The organism is Paenibacillus sp. 37, from assembly GCF_008386395.1.
In the GTDB taxonomy this organism is placed as follows: Bacteria; Bacillota; Bacilli; order Paenibacillales; family Paenibacillaceae; genus Paenibacillus; species Paenibacillus amylolyticus_B.
The window spans coordinates 544,735-560,254 of sequence record NZ_CP043761.1; the positions used below are offsets into that span (position 1 = coordinate 544,735).

Annotated in this window: 12 protein-coding genes and 1 riboswitch; of the genes, 9 read left to right on the forward strand and 3 right to left on the reverse strand. The window is 48.0% G+C overall.

Annotation, left to right across the window (positions count from 1 at the left end; all coding sequences use genetic code 11):
* Positions 1-67 precede the first annotated feature (67 nt).
* Positions 68-190, forward strand: a riboswitch (glycine riboswitch).
* Between the two features lie 252 nt (positions 191-442).
* Together sdaAB and sdaAA are read left to right on the forward strand one after the other, a co-directional pair.
* On the forward strand, positions 443-1,132 hold the full coding sequence (sdaAB, locus tag F0220_RS02645; protein ID WP_091018476.1) for an L-serine ammonia-lyase, iron-sulfur-dependent subunit beta: 690 nt from the start codon (positions 443-445) through the stop codon (positions 1,130-1,132).
* Positions 1,122-2,099, forward strand: coding sequence for an L-serine ammonia-lyase, iron-sulfur-dependent, subunit alpha (gene sdaAA / locus F0220_RS02650; RefSeq protein ID WP_223199838.1), 978 nt, complete (start codon positions 1,122-1,124; stop codon positions 2,097-2,099). Before sdaAB ends, sdaAA begins: the two co-directional genes overlap by 11 nt.
* Positions 2,100-2,269: 170 nt before the next feature.
* Here sdaAA and F0220_RS02655 read toward each other — a convergent pair whose 3' ends face one another.
* Positions 2,270-4,030 (reverse strand): alpha-glycosidase, encoded by a 1,761-nt coding sequence (locus F0220_RS02655; RefSeq protein ID WP_105601504.1) that lies wholly within the window; start codon positions 4,028-4,030, stop codon positions 2,270-2,272.
* 228 nt (positions 4,031-4,258) lie between these two features.
* Between F0220_RS02655 and F0220_RS02660 the strand changes: the two genes are divergently transcribed.
* From F0220_RS02660 to F0220_RS02680, 5 genes are all read left to right on the forward strand, one after another.
* Positions 4,259-4,942: a response regulator transcription factor gene (locus tag F0220_RS02660; protein ID WP_105601503.1), complete on the forward strand. Its 684-nt coding sequence runs from the start codon at positions 4,259-4,261 to the stop codon at positions 4,940-4,942.
* Positions 4,943-4,968: 26 nt separating this feature from the next.
* Complete coding sequence (locus F0220_RS02665) at positions 4,969-6,510, forward strand: HAMP domain-containing sensor histidine kinase (protein ID WP_146117113.1); 1,542 nt, start codon at positions 4,969-4,971, stop codon at positions 6,508-6,510.
* An 80-nt stretch (positions 6,511-6,590) separates the two neighbouring features.
* Positions 6,591-7,505 carry an ABC transporter ATP-binding protein gene (locus tag F0220_RS02670; RefSeq protein WP_105601499.1) on the forward strand — a complete coding sequence of 305 codons (915 nt, stop codon included), beginning with the start codon at positions 6,591-6,593 and terminating at the stop codon, positions 7,503-7,505.
* Entirely contained in the window at positions 7,502-8,218 is a 717-nt protein-coding gene (locus F0220_RS02675) for an ABC transporter permease (protein ID WP_105601498.1), read from the forward strand. The genes F0220_RS02670 and F0220_RS02675 overlap by 4 nt, the downstream gene beginning before the upstream one ends.
* Position 8,219: 1 nt before the next feature.
* A complete protein-coding gene (locus F0220_RS02680; RefSeq protein ID WP_091018485.1) occupies positions 8,220-8,954 on the forward strand; it encodes an ABC transporter permease in 735 nt (244 codons plus the stop codon).
* A 96-nt stretch (positions 8,955-9,050) separates the two neighbouring features.
* Here F0220_RS02680 and F0220_RS02685 read toward each other — a convergent pair whose 3' ends face one another.
* Positions 9,051-9,611 carry an acyltransferase gene (locus F0220_RS02685; RefSeq protein WP_101314919.1) on the reverse strand — a complete coding sequence of 187 codons (561 nt, stop codon included), beginning with the start codon at positions 9,609-9,611 and terminating at the stop codon, positions 9,051-9,053.
* Positions 9,612-10,291: 680 nt separating this feature from the next.
* Between F0220_RS02685 and F0220_RS02690 the strand changes: the two genes are divergently transcribed.
* A complete protein-coding gene (locus tag F0220_RS02690) occupies positions 10,292-13,000 on the forward strand; it encodes a PAS domain-containing hybrid sensor histidine kinase/response regulator (protein ID WP_091018487.1) in 2,709 nt (902 codons plus the stop codon).
* A 263-nt stretch (positions 13,001-13,263) separates the two neighbouring features.
* Here the strand turns inward: F0220_RS02690 and F0220_RS02695 are convergent, their stop codons facing one another.
* The gene (locus F0220_RS02695) at positions 13,264-14,217 is read right to left on the reverse strand and encodes an L-lactate dehydrogenase (RefSeq protein WP_091018489.1); all 954 of its coding nucleotides are present in this window, start codon (positions 14,215-14,217) and stop codon (positions 13,264-13,266) included.
* A 544-nt stretch (positions 14,218-14,761) separates the two neighbouring features.
* Between F0220_RS02695 and F0220_RS02700 the strand changes: the two genes are divergently transcribed.
* Positions 14,762-15,448, forward strand: a complete 687-nt coding sequence (locus F0220_RS02700) for a hypothetical protein (protein WP_105601496.1) — start codon at positions 14,762-14,764, stop codon at positions 15,446-15,448.
* Positions 15,449-15,520 lie beyond the last annotated feature (72 nt).

Consider the following 15,520-nt stretch of genomic DNA (forward strand, 5'->3'; position numbering starts at 1 on the left):
ATGAAGAAGAAATGAACGATTTCCATTACTGTTCTGACATACGCTCAGAATGGTTCCATACAGCGGATGATAACGAGCGGGAGAGACCTGAGTTAGCCGAGCAATGGCTAGTCTTCAGGCACCGAAGGAGCAAGCTGCTGCGCACCCGGCGCAGCGGTTAATCTCTCAGGTAAATGTACCATCGTTGGACGCAACTCTGGAGAGTGCGCGAACTGCGCCACCCAAGGGGTATATGATCAGTCAGCCTGGTGACCTTGTCTGCAATTGCAGGGCATGCACCTTGTCGTGAGACACTGCTGATCGTGAAACTCTCAGGTATCGAGGACAGAGAGAGGGCCTGTGGCCTTCTTCTGTCCTTTTTTGATGTCATCATTCAGTAATAAAGGAACATTATGGCATGGGATCTGGATGAAAATGACGAATACAATTGGAGGGTTATAAGGTGCGATTTAAAGATGTTTTCTCAATTATTGGTCCGTCGATGACGGGGCCTTCAAGTTCACATACAGCTGGAGCGGCAAGGTTAGGGAGAATTGCTCGACAGTGGCTAGGATGTACGCCAGATCGTGCCCGGTTGACACTATACGGTTCATTTGCTGACACGTATCAGGGGCACGGAACAGATCTGGCACTGATCGGCGGTTTGCTGGATTATGTCACAGACGATCCGCGTATTCCGGATGCAGAGCAATACGCAGAGGAAGCGGGCATGGAGGTTGAGTTTTATACAAGTGGCCTGCCTGCTCCTCATCCGAATACGGTCAAAATTGAGTTGTGGCATGAAGAACGTGCCTGCTCCTTGATTGGTGCATCTATTGGTGGTGGAAGCGTATCGGTGCATTCGATGAATGATTTTCGTGTTCAGATTAGTGGTGAGTTTCCGACACTCGTTCTGCGACATGCGGACAAAGCAGGAGTGCTTGCCTCGGTAACGTCCACGATCAGTTCATCCGGGGTTAACATCGGGTATATGCAGGTGGACCGCAAAGCCCGTGATGGCGAAGCGCTGACCGCGATGGAAATGGATGGTGTGCCTAATCCTGATATGCTCAAGCGCCTGAAGGAGCTGGATCATGTACTGGATATTCGTGTCATCGATTTGAAGAGAGGAGTTGATTCGGATGCGATTTAAACATTTACACGAACTGAATACGATCTGTACAGCGGAATCCAAAACGATTGCTCAGCTGATGATCGAGGAGCAAGTTCAGGAGACCAATACACCGGAAGCGGATGTTGTGAAGCAGATGTCTGAATATTATCAGGTGATGAAGGAAGCGGTACGTAAAGGGTTAACGGAAGATACAACATCACGCAGTGGATTAACGGGTGGAGACGGTAAAAGAATGGCCGAGTACATTCGCAAGGGTGAGACTTGCTCAGGAGATGCTTCCGCACTTGCCATGGCGTATGCCCTGTGTGTATCTGAAGTGAATGCCTCCATGGGGCGGATTGTGGCAACACCAACAGCCGGTTCCTGCGGCATTATCCCTGGTGTTTTTATTAGCTCACAGGAGCGATTTGGCTGGACGGACGAACATTTGGTGAACGGATTGTTCTGTGCGGGAGCGATTGGTTATGTTATTGCGAACAATTCATTTATCTCTGGTGCCGAGGGTGGCTGTCAGGCGGAAGTGGGTTCCGCGATTGGCATGGCTGCGGGTGCCATGGTTGAACTGCGTGGAGGTACACCGGAACAGGTCGTTCATGCGGTTGGCCTAGCATTAAAAAATACACTGGGCCTTATCTGCGATCCAGTTGCAGGCCTCGTTGAGATCCCGTGCATCGTCCGTAACGGACTGGGTGCAGTTACGGCGCTGGCTGCGGCTGACATGGCACTGGCCGGAGTGCGTAGTGCTATTCCGTCAGATGAAGTCATCGACGTTATGCTGGAAGTAGGCAGTGCGATGCCGAGCCGCCACCGGGAGACGGCCCAAGGCGGGTTGGCCCAGACACCAACGGGCCGTAAAATGATGCAAAAGCTGGCTAAACCGAAGGCAAAGCGTGCAGAGCCTGAGCAGGAGTCGAAGCCAGAGGATTCTGATACAATTACAAGTGGTACGGATAATGCTCAAGTGCACACGGACCCTCAGGCTTAATCTGAACGGGACCACTGAGATATAATCGGTGACATTATGATATATAACGGCGATATAAAAACAAGCGTCCGCGAACCCGAATTCAGGTTCTGCAGGACGCTTGTTTATGCTGCCAGATGAAGCGAAGATAGGCTACTTAGTTATGGCTCAGAAGTATGTGTATTATAACTCTAGTCCGGGCTCACAGACGTACTCAGTACGGCATATCCATACGCGGGCAGTTCAATGGCGAGTACGCCATCATCCTTGGCGGTACGATGGTTTCCACCGAATAGCTCGGTCCATTCCCCGTCACCCGCCTCCAGTTCGACAATAGCCGTCTCTTCGGATCGATTGAACAGAACCAGAATGCGTTCCTCCTCATTTTGCCGCTCAAATACCAGTTGGCTGCCATCGGTACGAGCCTGCAGGAAACGAACGGTGCCTTCTGCACGCAGGGCAGGATGAGCATGACGCAGGGAGATCAGTTTCTGATAAAAGTCGAACAGTTCTCGGTCCTGCTTCGCTTCATCCCATTCCATGCATTTACGGCAGCCCGGATCATGTTCGCCGTCCATGCCAATCTCGTCTCCGTAATAGATGCACGGCGCGCCCATGTAACTGAACTGGAATAATGCAGCCAGCTTCATCTTGCGCTGGTCTCCTTCACACAGCGTGAGCAGTCGTGGGGTATCGTGACTGTCCAGCAAGTTAAACGCCACTTCGCTGGCCTGAAGCGGATAACGGGATAATTGTCGACCGATGGAGTTCGCGAACTGTTCGGCGTGCATTGTATTTTTCACAAAGAAGGCATTTACGGCATCGGTAAACGGATAGTTCATGGACGCATCGAACTGGTCGCCTTGCAGCCAGGAGGAAGACTCGTTCCATACTTCGCCCAGAATGTAGGCATCCGGATTAGCGGCTTTGACCACACGGCGGAAATCACGCCAGAAGGCATCATCCACTTCGTCTGCAACATCCAGCCGCCATCCGTCCGCGCCCACTTCCTTGATCCAATACTCCGCAACCTTCAGCAGATAGTCCTTAACCTCGGCATTCTCTGTATTCAGCTTTGGCATGTGCGCTTCGAATCCGAAGGTCTCATACGTAGGAATGCCGTCCTTCACGTCCAGCGGGTATTCGTGTACATGGAACCAGTCCTTGTATTTGGATTGTTCTCCGTTCTTCTGCACATCTACAAACGGCGCAAACGTCTTCCCGGAATGGTTGAACACAGCATCCAGAAGTACGCGAATTCCACGTGCATGGCACAGCTCGACCAGTCGTTTCACGGTATCTGCGTCACCAAAATGGCGGTCTACCCGCAGGTAGTCTTCGGTATCGTATTTGTGATTGGTGGTAGCTTCAAAGATGGGGGTGAAGTAGATCGCATTAATGCCCAGATCACTGATGTAATCCAGATGGTCGATCACGCCCTGAAGGTCACCACCGAAGAAATTGAAGGGTGTCGGCTCGCCGCCCCACGGTTCCACCTTTTCCGGACTAATATCCGGGTTGCCGTTCGCGAATCGTTCAGGGAAAATCTGATAGAACACCGCATCCTTAACCCATGCAGGGGGTGTGAATACAGCTCCGGCATGAATATAAGGGAACTGGAACATGCGACCTGGATCGTCCGGTTCTTCTTCCTGGAAGTCCGTCTCGGTCATCCAGATCTGTTCGTCTCCGTTTTTCAGCAAAAAAGAGTACTTCAGTCGGTGGTAGGGAGGTTTCACCTCGCCCTCGAAGTAATCGAACATCGAGTCAGAAGTGAACTTTGTTAAGGGGACCAGCGCTTTGGTTGCATCCCACGTATATTTGTCTCCGGTCAGGGCATGTACCTCAGTCAGATCATTCTTTTTGGCGCGCAGGCGCAGATGGATTGTATCTTGGTCATAGGCATAGGCCCAGTTTCGTTTCGGTTGATGATAGATGGCTTCCAGCAGCATAATGAATTTCCTCCCGTCAGGTGTAGGTATAATATGTACTTGGTAGATTTGATTGATATAACATTCCCCACGTTAATGGATAAGCTATAATTAGAATGTGTGGTAACGTAAAGGAATTCAATATGGTTTCAACAAGATATGAATCCATCTGTTATAGACAGCTTTTATTATGATGATGCTCAGATATATCATTAACCCAATGGGGGCAGAAAGGAAACGACTATTCGAATGAAAACCAAACTGTTATATATTGAAGATGATACGGAAATTGCGACTTGGGTCAGAGCCGATCTGGAGGAGCGCGGTTATGAGGTGGTATGGCTCGGCAGTGGTGAAGGTGCAGCGGAGGCTGCTGTCGGTTGCTCACTCATTATTCTGGATGTCATGCTGCCCGGGCTGGATGGATTTACGGTGGGCCAGCGACTGAAAAAAGAACATCCCGCGGTGCCCATTGTCATGCTCTCGGCCAGAACGTCCATTGACGACAAGTTGCATGGTCTCGATTTTGCCGATGACTATGTAACAAAACCATTTCACCCCGATGAACTGGCTGCCCGGATTGAGGTCCAACTGCGTAAGGCGGGAACTGCGGTCTCATCGGATACAGCTCTGAAGCTGGATCATCTCTCCATCTATGAGAAGGATAACCGCATCGTCAATGAGGAGACGGGGGATGAGATTGTTTTATCGGGAAAACAGTTCCACATCTTCGCCTACCTGCTACGACATATGGGCATGATTCGAACCAAAGAGCAGATCTATGAAGCCGTCTGGAACGAGCCCTATCTGGATGGAGACAAGACTTTGATGGTACATATTCGACATCTACGTGAGAAGCTGGAACTTGATCCGGCCAATCCGGTAATTATTCAGACAGTCCGCGGTGTGGGATATCGCGTGAAGAAGCCATGATCCGGCGGTTCCGAGAACGGAAGACGATGAAGTCAGAACGGAAGGGAGAACGAAGCGCGGGTCAAAAGCAGTCTGGGCGGCGCAAGCTACGCTTCGGGCGGTCCTTGATGTCCAGATATATCATCCTGATTCTAGCGGCAGTATTATTCGTGCCCGTCGTTCTTCCGATTATATCCATCCTATATGTTGTCGTAGTGAATAATACGAATACGAATCAAGCAGCACCTTATGGTGACGTTACCCGGATTAGTAACCTCTGGTCGCGTGAAGCGAAGAACCTGGATGGTGCTTCGGATAAAGAGATTAAGGCCCGATTGGAGAAATTACATGGCTCGTATCCCAAATCTTCCATGTATCGTGTGAATGCGAGCGGTGAGACCCTCTTCATTATCGGTGGTGAGGATGTAACCATTCAGAAATCCACATCCCCGGATGGGAGAACAGACACGACTTTGAGATGGTCACTGGATTCCGGGCAAACCACAGAGACTCATATTCCAGCCTTATGGAATGTAAACAACACAATACAATTCATGAAAGAAGCTTCCTTTCGAGATCCGCTAACCGTAGTTACATACATCGGCGGAGGTGAAAAGGACAAGGGACAGGGCTTCATGATCATTGAAGTGCCGCGGTCACTTCTGCAAATGAATCAGAGTAACTGGCCGATGGAACTCTTGTATCTTGGTATCGTAATGACCCTCATCTTTCTGATCTTCATCATTATGTCGATTCTCTTCTTCGCACGCATTCGCAAACGACTTATTCGTTTGCAGACGGCCATGATGATCACAGGCAAGGAAGGCCTCCCGCTTCCGGTAGATATCCGCCGGTCAGACGAGATCGGTCAACTGGAGGAATCCTTCAATCAGATGGTGCATCAACTGTCCGATAGCCGTCACCGTGAACGCGAGGAGGAACAATTGCGCAAGCGTCTCATTGCGGGGCTTTCTCACGATCTGCGTACCCCGCTAACGGTGATTCGTGGACATATGCATGCTTTGCACAAGGAAGAGCTGAGCGAGCAAGGTGACCGTTCATTACATCGCATGGAAGCAAAGATGGAGGACCTCGGCGGGCTCATTGACAACATGTTATCCTACAATTTGCTCACGAGTGGGAAATATACACTGAAGCTGGTAGAGAAAGATATACTGCGGATCGTCAGGGAAACGGCGGCCGCCTGGTACCCGGTCTGGGAGAAAGAGCAATTTGAGATTGATATTGACCTGCCAGAGGAACCATTAATCTGGCATATGGATGAACAAGGCATGCGCCGTATTCTCGATAATCTGTTCCAGAACGTAATTCGTCATGCTGCCAGCGGGAAATATATTGGCATATCAACCCAGGAGATTCAGGGTGAGACGGCCATCATTATTCAGGATCGGGGTCCGGGAATGCAACCGAATTCCGACACAAAAGGCACAGGTTTAGGCTTATCCATTGTAGACCTGTTGATTCGTGAGATGGGTCTGCGCAAGCGGGTAGACAGTTCCGAGACGGGTGTCCAGACATATATCTACAGTGGTAAGGGGAAACAGGGAAACAACAAACCGCTGAAATAGCTTTTTTAAACTAAACTTAAACTAGAGACTACTTTGGCTTTAACCTTGGAAGGTTACGATAGTTCCGAGGTGATCATACAGTGAGTGAAAATATTATTCAAACGGCTAATCTATGGAAAACATACCGGGACCGTGCAGCGGTCCGTGAACTTGATCTGCATATTAAAAAGGGAGATATCTACGGCTTCCTCGGTCCCAACGGTGCCGGCAAAACAACAACGATTCGCATGCTTCTCGGCTTGATTAAACCAACCAAAGGCGTGATCCGTCTCTTCGACAAGGATATCCGCAAGGATCGCATGGATATCTTGCGCCGTGTGGGTTCCTTGGTCGAATACCCGTCCTATTACGGACATCTGAACGCAGTAGAGAATCTGGAAACTTTGCGTCGCATCATCAATGTACCCAAATCAAGAATTGCTGAAGTGCTGTCCATTGTAGATCTGACCAAGGATGCCAAACGTTCGGTGAAGGGGTACTCCCTTGGGATGAAGCAACGTCTGGGTATTGCCAGCGCTTTGTTGGGTGAACCGGAGTTGCTGATTCTGGACGAACCAACGAATGGGCTCGATCCGGCTGGTATTCAGGAGATTCGGGAACTGATCAAACGTATGCCTCTGGAACATGGCATTACCGTTCTGGTTTCCAGCCACTTGCTGAGTGAAGTCGAACAGATGGCAAGTCGTGTTGGTATTATCCGTGAAGGCAAGATGGTGCTTCAGGATACCATCGCAAGTCTGCATAGTCAGACGGGCAGCTCGATCCGGTTAACGGTTTCCGAGCCGGAAGAGGCTATGAAGCTGGCGAGAGAACAGGGACAATTTGGTCAGCAACAAGGTTCTGCATTAACGTTCCCTTATATGGATAACAGTTCAGTGGCACTGCTTGTGCGCCGATTAATTGAGCAGGATCATGATGTGTATCGTGTAGAGGAACAGCGTCAGTCGCTGGAAGATCTGTTCATGCGTGTCATTGGCGAGGGGGCTTCCATATGACCGGGCGTGCATTATCGTCAGACTGGCTCAAGATTCGGGGGAAAGGGATCTGGTTTCTTATCTTTCTGGCCCCTCTTGGATTGACAGCGATGCAGGCGCTTAATTTTGGCTTACGGTTGGACTATCTGAAAGAGCAGTATGCTGATAACCTGTGGGGCGGATTGTTGGGCAATGTAGTTGTCTTTGTACCGTTGTCCCTGATGCTGGGAGCAACCATTCTCAGCTCCATGATTGCTAATGTCGAGCATGAACAGGGATCGTGGAAACAGTTGTTAGCAATGCCGATTCCCAGACCAGCTGTATATTTGGCGAAGTTCTTGCTGGCTTGTCTGCTGCTGGTAATCTCCTGCCTGCTGCTAACCGCAGGCATTATAGGTCTGGGTCTGATCTTCGGATTCCATGCCAGTGAGATCCCTTGGACGCATGCCATTAAGCTGGGGCTGTTGCCTTTAGCTGGTGCGCTTCCCGTGTTGTCGTTGGAGTTATGGCTCACAATGGTGAATAAAAATCAGGCGCTTCCCGTCACTCTGGGAATTGTTCTCGCGATAACAGGCATGTTTGCGCTCAGTATCTCACCGTATTTTCCACTTGCTTGGGCACAGATGGCTTGGAATGGACCTAATCCATATCTGTATGCAGGCATGGGAGCAGGTCTGGGGCTCTTGATCCTGTTGTTGGGTATGGTGCATTTTAGCCGGAAGGATGTGGCCTGATATGAGCTTTGCGACAACGTATTTTCGAATTTTGTCTGCTGAGCGGTTGAAGATGGGCAAATCACCCATATGGCTCCTGATTCTGTTAAGTCCACTTATTGCACTGCTCATCGGACTGTTGTCCACTCCATCGGGGAATTGGCAGGTACTGATGGGCACCATGGTCTTCTTACACGGATTGCTCCTTTTGCCGATGCTGACTGGCGTGTTTACGTCCTTTGTCTGCCGTTTCGAACATGCGGGAGGAGGGTGGAAGCAGATGCTGGTTTTGCCGCTCACACGTTCAGGTGTATATGCTGGCAAACTGACGATTGTACTCATGCTTCTGGCGGGTACACAAGTGTTGTTGCTGATATCCATTTTGCTGGCAGGCATGATCCATGGCATTACGATGGAGATACCCTGGGGATTCCTGGTGGGCAAACTACTGCTTGGGTTGTTGGCCTGTGTACCCTTGGCTGCCCTGCAGATGTTCGTTTCATTGGTGTGGAGTAGCTTTGCCGCACCACTCGCACTGAATTTTGCACTGACCATACCGAATATTCTCATTGTAAACTCGGCGACGTATGGGCCGTATTATCCGTGGGCACAACCGATGATTCTGATGACACCCGTGGACGGCGCGGGTTTCGGAGCCTACAACGTGCCACTGATGACGATGCTGGCGGTCGTCGGAGGCAGTGCTGTTATTTTTATTGGAATCGGCATGATGTATTTTGCCAAAAAAGAAATCTGAATAATTAAATATATGCCTAGTTATCCTATGACCAAGATCCTCTTTTAAGCAAAACATGCAACGTTCTATTGTATGTGAGCTTGAGGGGATTTTTTTCTAATGTCTGACCCAACCATCATGAATGGTCAGTTCCCGAATGATTTTGGCCGGCGCTCCGGCTACAAGTGTATTCTCGGGTACATCTTTGGTCACCGTGCTTCCTGCTGCCACGACTGCATTTCTGCCAATAGTCACTCCCGGCAGAATGAGTGCACCTGTACCAATCCAGGCATTATCCTGAATCACAATCCGCTTGGCAGTCTGGCTCCCGTCATCCAGCGAGTCAATTCGGTGGTAGGCACTGTCGAATATGCTTGTTCGAGGACCAATCATGACGTTATTGCCGATGGTCACTTCAACGTTAGCGGCAATCCCCACACCTGCATTAATCATGACGTCATCACCAATGGTTAATCGTGCACCTTTGACCACAGTTAACTGGGTTCCCCAAGGTTTGCCTATGATGTTAAGTCGTTTTCCTACTTGCAAATCACCCAATTTATTCAGATAAACCTTACCCCTGATTCGTGGCAGTAGGCCCATTGAGGGCTGGATTTTACCAAAGATGGCTAAACCTCTTAGTTTACCGTAAGCAATTTTAACTCTGTTGGGCAGCATGATTCATCCGTCCTCTCCGTAGTCAAAAAACTTTTTTTAAAGATTATAGCCTTTACGATACAAAATGTATCGTAAAATTTTATATCGAGGCATCATAAGGGCGGATTATCTCTCTTTCTTTGAGAAACTTTGTTTCAGGCGGGGGGGGCGGGTTCATCCTCTCAACTCCCTAACGAATCCGAGGAGTCTTATTCAAGGATTTGAAGTGATCTCAGCAATCTAAGGAACCTGAGGCATGTTATATCCAATGAAACAACCGTTTGCAGCGTTTATCTCAGGAGATTATGGGGATTAACGTGTCTGGTTTTCCTTAAAATTTACAAAGGGCACATGGACGCCAAATAAGATGTCCTGAGTTCTTTAGAAAAGCGTGTAGCCATTCGCCAGAATCACCTGACTTGGATTGAACTTCAAGGTTGTCAGAGGCTAACATTGATCCTTGTATAACTTGTCTTTTCTTGAAGACGCTCCTAAGTGATATCGAAATTCCAAGTATTACCTCAAACATCATGTGAATTGAATCATAGATTGTAAGCAAAATGAGACGAGAATCTGGTAAAATAAAAAAAGCTGTTTCTAGGCAGGCTTACATGGTTATTCGAGGGTAGGCCCATTTTTGCAAGGGATAATTAATCCCTGCTGTTAGATGAAGATATTGGCTGAGAAAAGAGGGGTAAGCCTTGGATATTAATAAAACGGAAACCCTGAAGCGCATTATTTCTGAGGGAAGTTCTTACCAATCACTGTTTTTTAACCACCCGGATGCCATTTATGTAATGGACATCCATGGAAACTATATTGATGCTAATCCCTCGGTAGAGCGGATATCTGGGTATACACTGGATGACTTGATTCGTATGAATCAGAGTGAAATCTGTCCTCCGGACAGTGAAAATTCACGCAAAGAATATATTAAAGAGGTACTGGCTGGACGTTCAGTCAGTAATCCCATTACTTTTTATCATAAAGATGGTTCCCTGAAACAGGCAGAGATCACGTATGTGCCTATAACGGAGGGAAAAGAAGTTGTAGGAATCTATGGCATTGCCAAAGATGTTACCGATATCCTGGAAGTGCAACGTGAGCTTAAGGAGGCACAAGAGAAATATCAGGTGCTGGCTGACCATGCACAAGATCTGATTACAACTTGTGCTACGGATGGCGAGTTATTATACGTTTCCCCTTCCGTGTACACCTTACTGGGTTATAAGCCGGAGGAAGTCATAGGAAAGTCCTTCAAGGATTATTGTTATTCGGGAGATTATCCGGACCCTATGGATCTTTCCAAGATCGGCAATGGTTGCAAGATGCGTGTGTTGCACAAGAAGGGACATTATATCTGGATGGAGACATTGGCGAAACCTGTTGCTGGAGAGCGTGGCAAGAGTGTCCAGATTGTAAGCATCAGCAGGGATATTACCCAGCATAAGGATGCGGACAGACGTCTTCGGGAAAGCCGTCAGCGATACAGATCGTTGTTCGAACATAACCCGTCAGCTGTGTATTCATTGAATCTGGAAGGTAAATATAGCGCAGTGAACAGCAAACTGGTGCAAATGCTGGATATTCCGCGCAATAAGCTTATTGGCCAATCTTTTTTATCCAATCTGGATAAATGCGAAGTACAAAACGGCAAACATTATTTTGAAATGGTGAAACAAGGCGAACCGCAATATTATGAGACCCGAATTGTCAATTCAAGAGGTCGAAAGATTGAAGTGTCCGTTACAAATGTGCCCATTATTGTGGATAAGGAAATGGTAGGCGTCTATGGGATCGTGTCCGATATTACCGAGCGCAAGGAATATACGGAGCGGATTCAGGAGCTCAGCAAGCAACATGAGTTGATCCTCAACACGGTTACGGAAGGGATATATGGTTTGGATGCGGATGGAATCACCATGTTTATGAATCCTGCAGCAGCTTCGATGTTCGGTTATGAGGCGAAAGAATTCATTGGCAAAAACTCACATCCCATCATTCATCACACCCGTGCAGATGGAAGTCATTTTCCACAAGAAGAGTGTCCGATCCACATGACCGTGTTGGATGGACAGAGACGTTCAATCAAGGAAGATGTGTTCTGGCGTAAAGATGGCAGCAGCTTTCTGGTGCAGTATCAGGTGACGCCGATTATTGAACAGGGACAGATTCAGGGCGCGGTGGTTGTGTTCAATGATGTAACTGGCGAACGCGAAATTGTACGTGCCAAAGAAACAGCTGAGCTGGCAGCTCAGGCCAAGTCAGAATTTCTGTCGATGGTTAGCCATGAGATCCGGACACCGATGAACGGGATCGTGGGGATGACAGAATTGTTGATCGGTACCGATTTATCGGAAGAACAGCGTGAATATGCCGAGATTATTCGAGACAGCGGCGATGCTTTGCTGAACATCCTTAATGATATTTTGGACTTCAGTAAGCTGGAATCCGGGAAAATGGCACTGGCTTATGAACCATTCGCATTACGCAAGATGCTGGAACAGGTTGCTGAACTGTTTAAACCGCGTGCAGATGAGAAACATCTGGAGATCAGATATCGTCTCAATCCAAGCATCCCTGAGTTCATGGTCGGTGATGCCATACGTATCCGGCAGATTCTGGTGAACTTGGTTGGCAATGCGCTCAAGTTCACAGATCAGGGAAGCATTGATGTTAACGTGGATATTATTAAGGGCAGAAAGCCTGAAGACAGCGTTCTTGATTTTGCGGTGCAAGATACGGGAATTGGCATCCCGGCTGACAAGCTGGATCAGTTGTTTCAGTCCTTCTCTCAACTGCATCCGGTAATTAACCGGAAGTATGGTGGTACCGGACTGGGACTGGTCATCTCCAAGCGACTCGTGGAGATCATGGGAGGCAGTATCAGTGTCGAGAGTATAGAAGGGGAAGGCTCAACCTTCCGGTTTGCTGTTCCTGCGGCGAGTGTAGATGCTTCAGCAGAACAGACAGTAAGTCAGTTCCATCATGATCGCACACGTCAGAGTGACAAGGTCGCCATGCGTATTCTGGTGGCGGAGGATCATCCGGTAAACCGGAAGATTTTACGAGAATATCTGGAGAAGCTCGGATACCACGCAGATGTATGTACCAATGGTGTGGAGGCAATTGATGCCATCTCTCAGAATGCTTATGATATTGTTCTGATGGATATTCATATGCCTGTGATGGATGGATTGAAGGCGACAGACCTGTTACACCGCCTAATTCCACAGGATCGCATACCTCCAATCATCGCAGTTACAGGCAATGCCAAACGTGAAGACAAGGAAGCTTGTCTGGAGATTGGTATGCGTGATTTTATTAGCAAACCGGTCATGCTAAGTGAGTTGAAGCGGGTGTTACAGCAATGGGGACCAAGGGACGAACCTCAACTTGCACCGAATTGAACAACTACTCAAATCAATTTCATAACTCATTAAAATAGATTTCTGTATGTAACTAAATATAGACGAAATGAACCGTTTTGATCTCTATCTAGCCTTGATTAAAGCAGCTGAAGGTATTATGAAGTTGATTCATCTGGCTGTGAAAAATAATAAACGCAAACATGCCAATAAGACTCCTCGCATGGAGTATTATTGGCATGTTTGCGTTGGCAGGCTTTTGAAGTTGAGCCGAAGCATACAAAGTGGAGTTGTATACGAGTGGCTTATACCAATGTCAGACGATTGATGTTACCTGATAGGATTTCACAGGAATTATTGAATTTCTCACGTTCCGTTGCATCCAGATTCAATTCGATAATCTCTTGAATACCATTGCCACCGATGATTGCAGGAACACCGACGCAAACGTTGTGCTGGTCGTACTCTCCGTCCAGAATGGCCGATACGGCGATGATTTTGTGTTCGTCATTGAGGATGGAACGAGTGATATGTGCGAGAGCATTGCCGATCCCGAATTGGGTAGAGCCTTTGCGAGTGAAGATCTCCCAGCCCGCATCTTTCGTTTTGCGTGCAATATCGTCTAGATCCAGATGTTTGAAGCGCTCCTTGTGCTGATCCATAATGTGCATAATCGGTTTGCCACCGATGGTCACATGGGACCAGGCTACGAACTGGGATTCTCCATGCTCCCCGAGAGCATAACCATGCACACTGCGTGGATCGATGGAGAAGACTTCAGATAGCAGCGTTTTGAGTCGTGAAGAATCAATGGACGTGCCTGTGCCGATGACATGCTCACGCGGAAGACCTGATAACTTCCATACCATATAAGTTACTATGTCAACCGGATTGGCAGCGACGACAAAAATCCCGTTAAATCCACTGTTCATGATCGGGACCACGATGTCTTTGGCAATCGATTCCGCTTCCTCCAGAATATCCAGCCGTGTCTGTCCTGGCTTGGGATTCGCCCCGGCAGTTAAGATAATCACATCCATATTGCCACAATCGGCGTACGTGCCTGCATATACCTTGGTGCGGTTATGTGTGAAGTCCATACAATGGGAAAAATCCAATGCCTGAGCTACAGCACGGTCATACGTCCGGTCCACCATCATAATTTCCCTGCAAATTGATTGATTAATCATGGAATACGCACAACTCGAACCGACAAGACCCGCCCCGATCACCGCTACTTTGCCTGATTTGCCTAACACTGCCGTTCAGCCCCCATTTAGATTGATATTTATTCTTCAATTACGCGTCCTATGTTAAGTATAGTCCTTTATTTTATGCTGGAATCCACTTCTACGTTACATAAGATAACACATAGAAAAGCTGTACAGCAATGATATCCGCTATCGCGGGAGCGTATTGGAGTAAATGAGTTAACAAAATTGACATGAATAATTCTTAATCATATGATTTGACGGCGTTTGCACCTGTGTCATTCGACATGACAGCATTCATGCTCGTTGTCGGATTGGGTATTATTTGTGCAGATCATATACCTGACAAAACTTCTTATTAATCCGCAGAAACAGAACAAAACCGCCAAAGGGATCTGCCGAGAAGTTGACGAATACATACGGACAAGCAAAAGATAAACATACTTGATCCATGAGACAGGTTGCCCCGATCCGATGACGGTTCCATAAAGGAACGCTGAAGCCATAATGTTTTTATCCAAGAATCAATTTCATAACTCACTAAAGTTATATGAAATTGATTCCCAAAAGACTTCATTCCGGGAGGGAATTAATGATGATTGAAGAAGCAGGAGCAACGACGGAAACGGCCAAGAGCCTGGGCATAGGTGCCAGTACTCTTCGTAAATATGCGGCGGCACTGGAAGAACAGGGATACCGGTTCGAACGGTCCGCCAACAAATCCAGACTATTCAAGTCCGACGACATTGAGTGCATTGAACGCCTGATGACTGAACTCAGAGAGCATAATCTACCCCTGGCTGATGCTGTGGTGACTGTATTGGCTCCTGAAGCACCTGTAGCTGTAGTAGAAGTAGATGTACCGGTGGTGGGAGTTGAAGGTCTGTCAGAGACGGAATGTGCAGCGACATCAATGTCAATCGTATTCCCTGAAGAACCTGAAATAATGGGTAATCTGAGATCCTATGAAGGTCTGGGGCAACTGGTAAGTGAGGTGACTTATGGTGCTGTAGAACAACAGCAGGATGATCGGGTACAATTGCTGCAACAGCGGGTTGATGAACTGGAGCTGGCGCTTCAGCATCTGGCTGATACACATATGGCTCTTCAGGAACAGATGGAAAAACAGCGTCTATGGATGAACGAGAAGCTGGAAGAGGAGCGGGATCGTGAACTCGTAACCAATCTGCGCAGTTTCCAGGGAAGAAAACGCAAACCAAAAGGAGTATCCCTGCGTATGTTGTTTGGGTTCCTGCCCAAGAAACATAAGGAAGCTTGAATGACAGGCTCTTGCTCATCGTGATTTTGCATAATCGGCCTGATATAATAAGCTCCATACAACATGAAGACT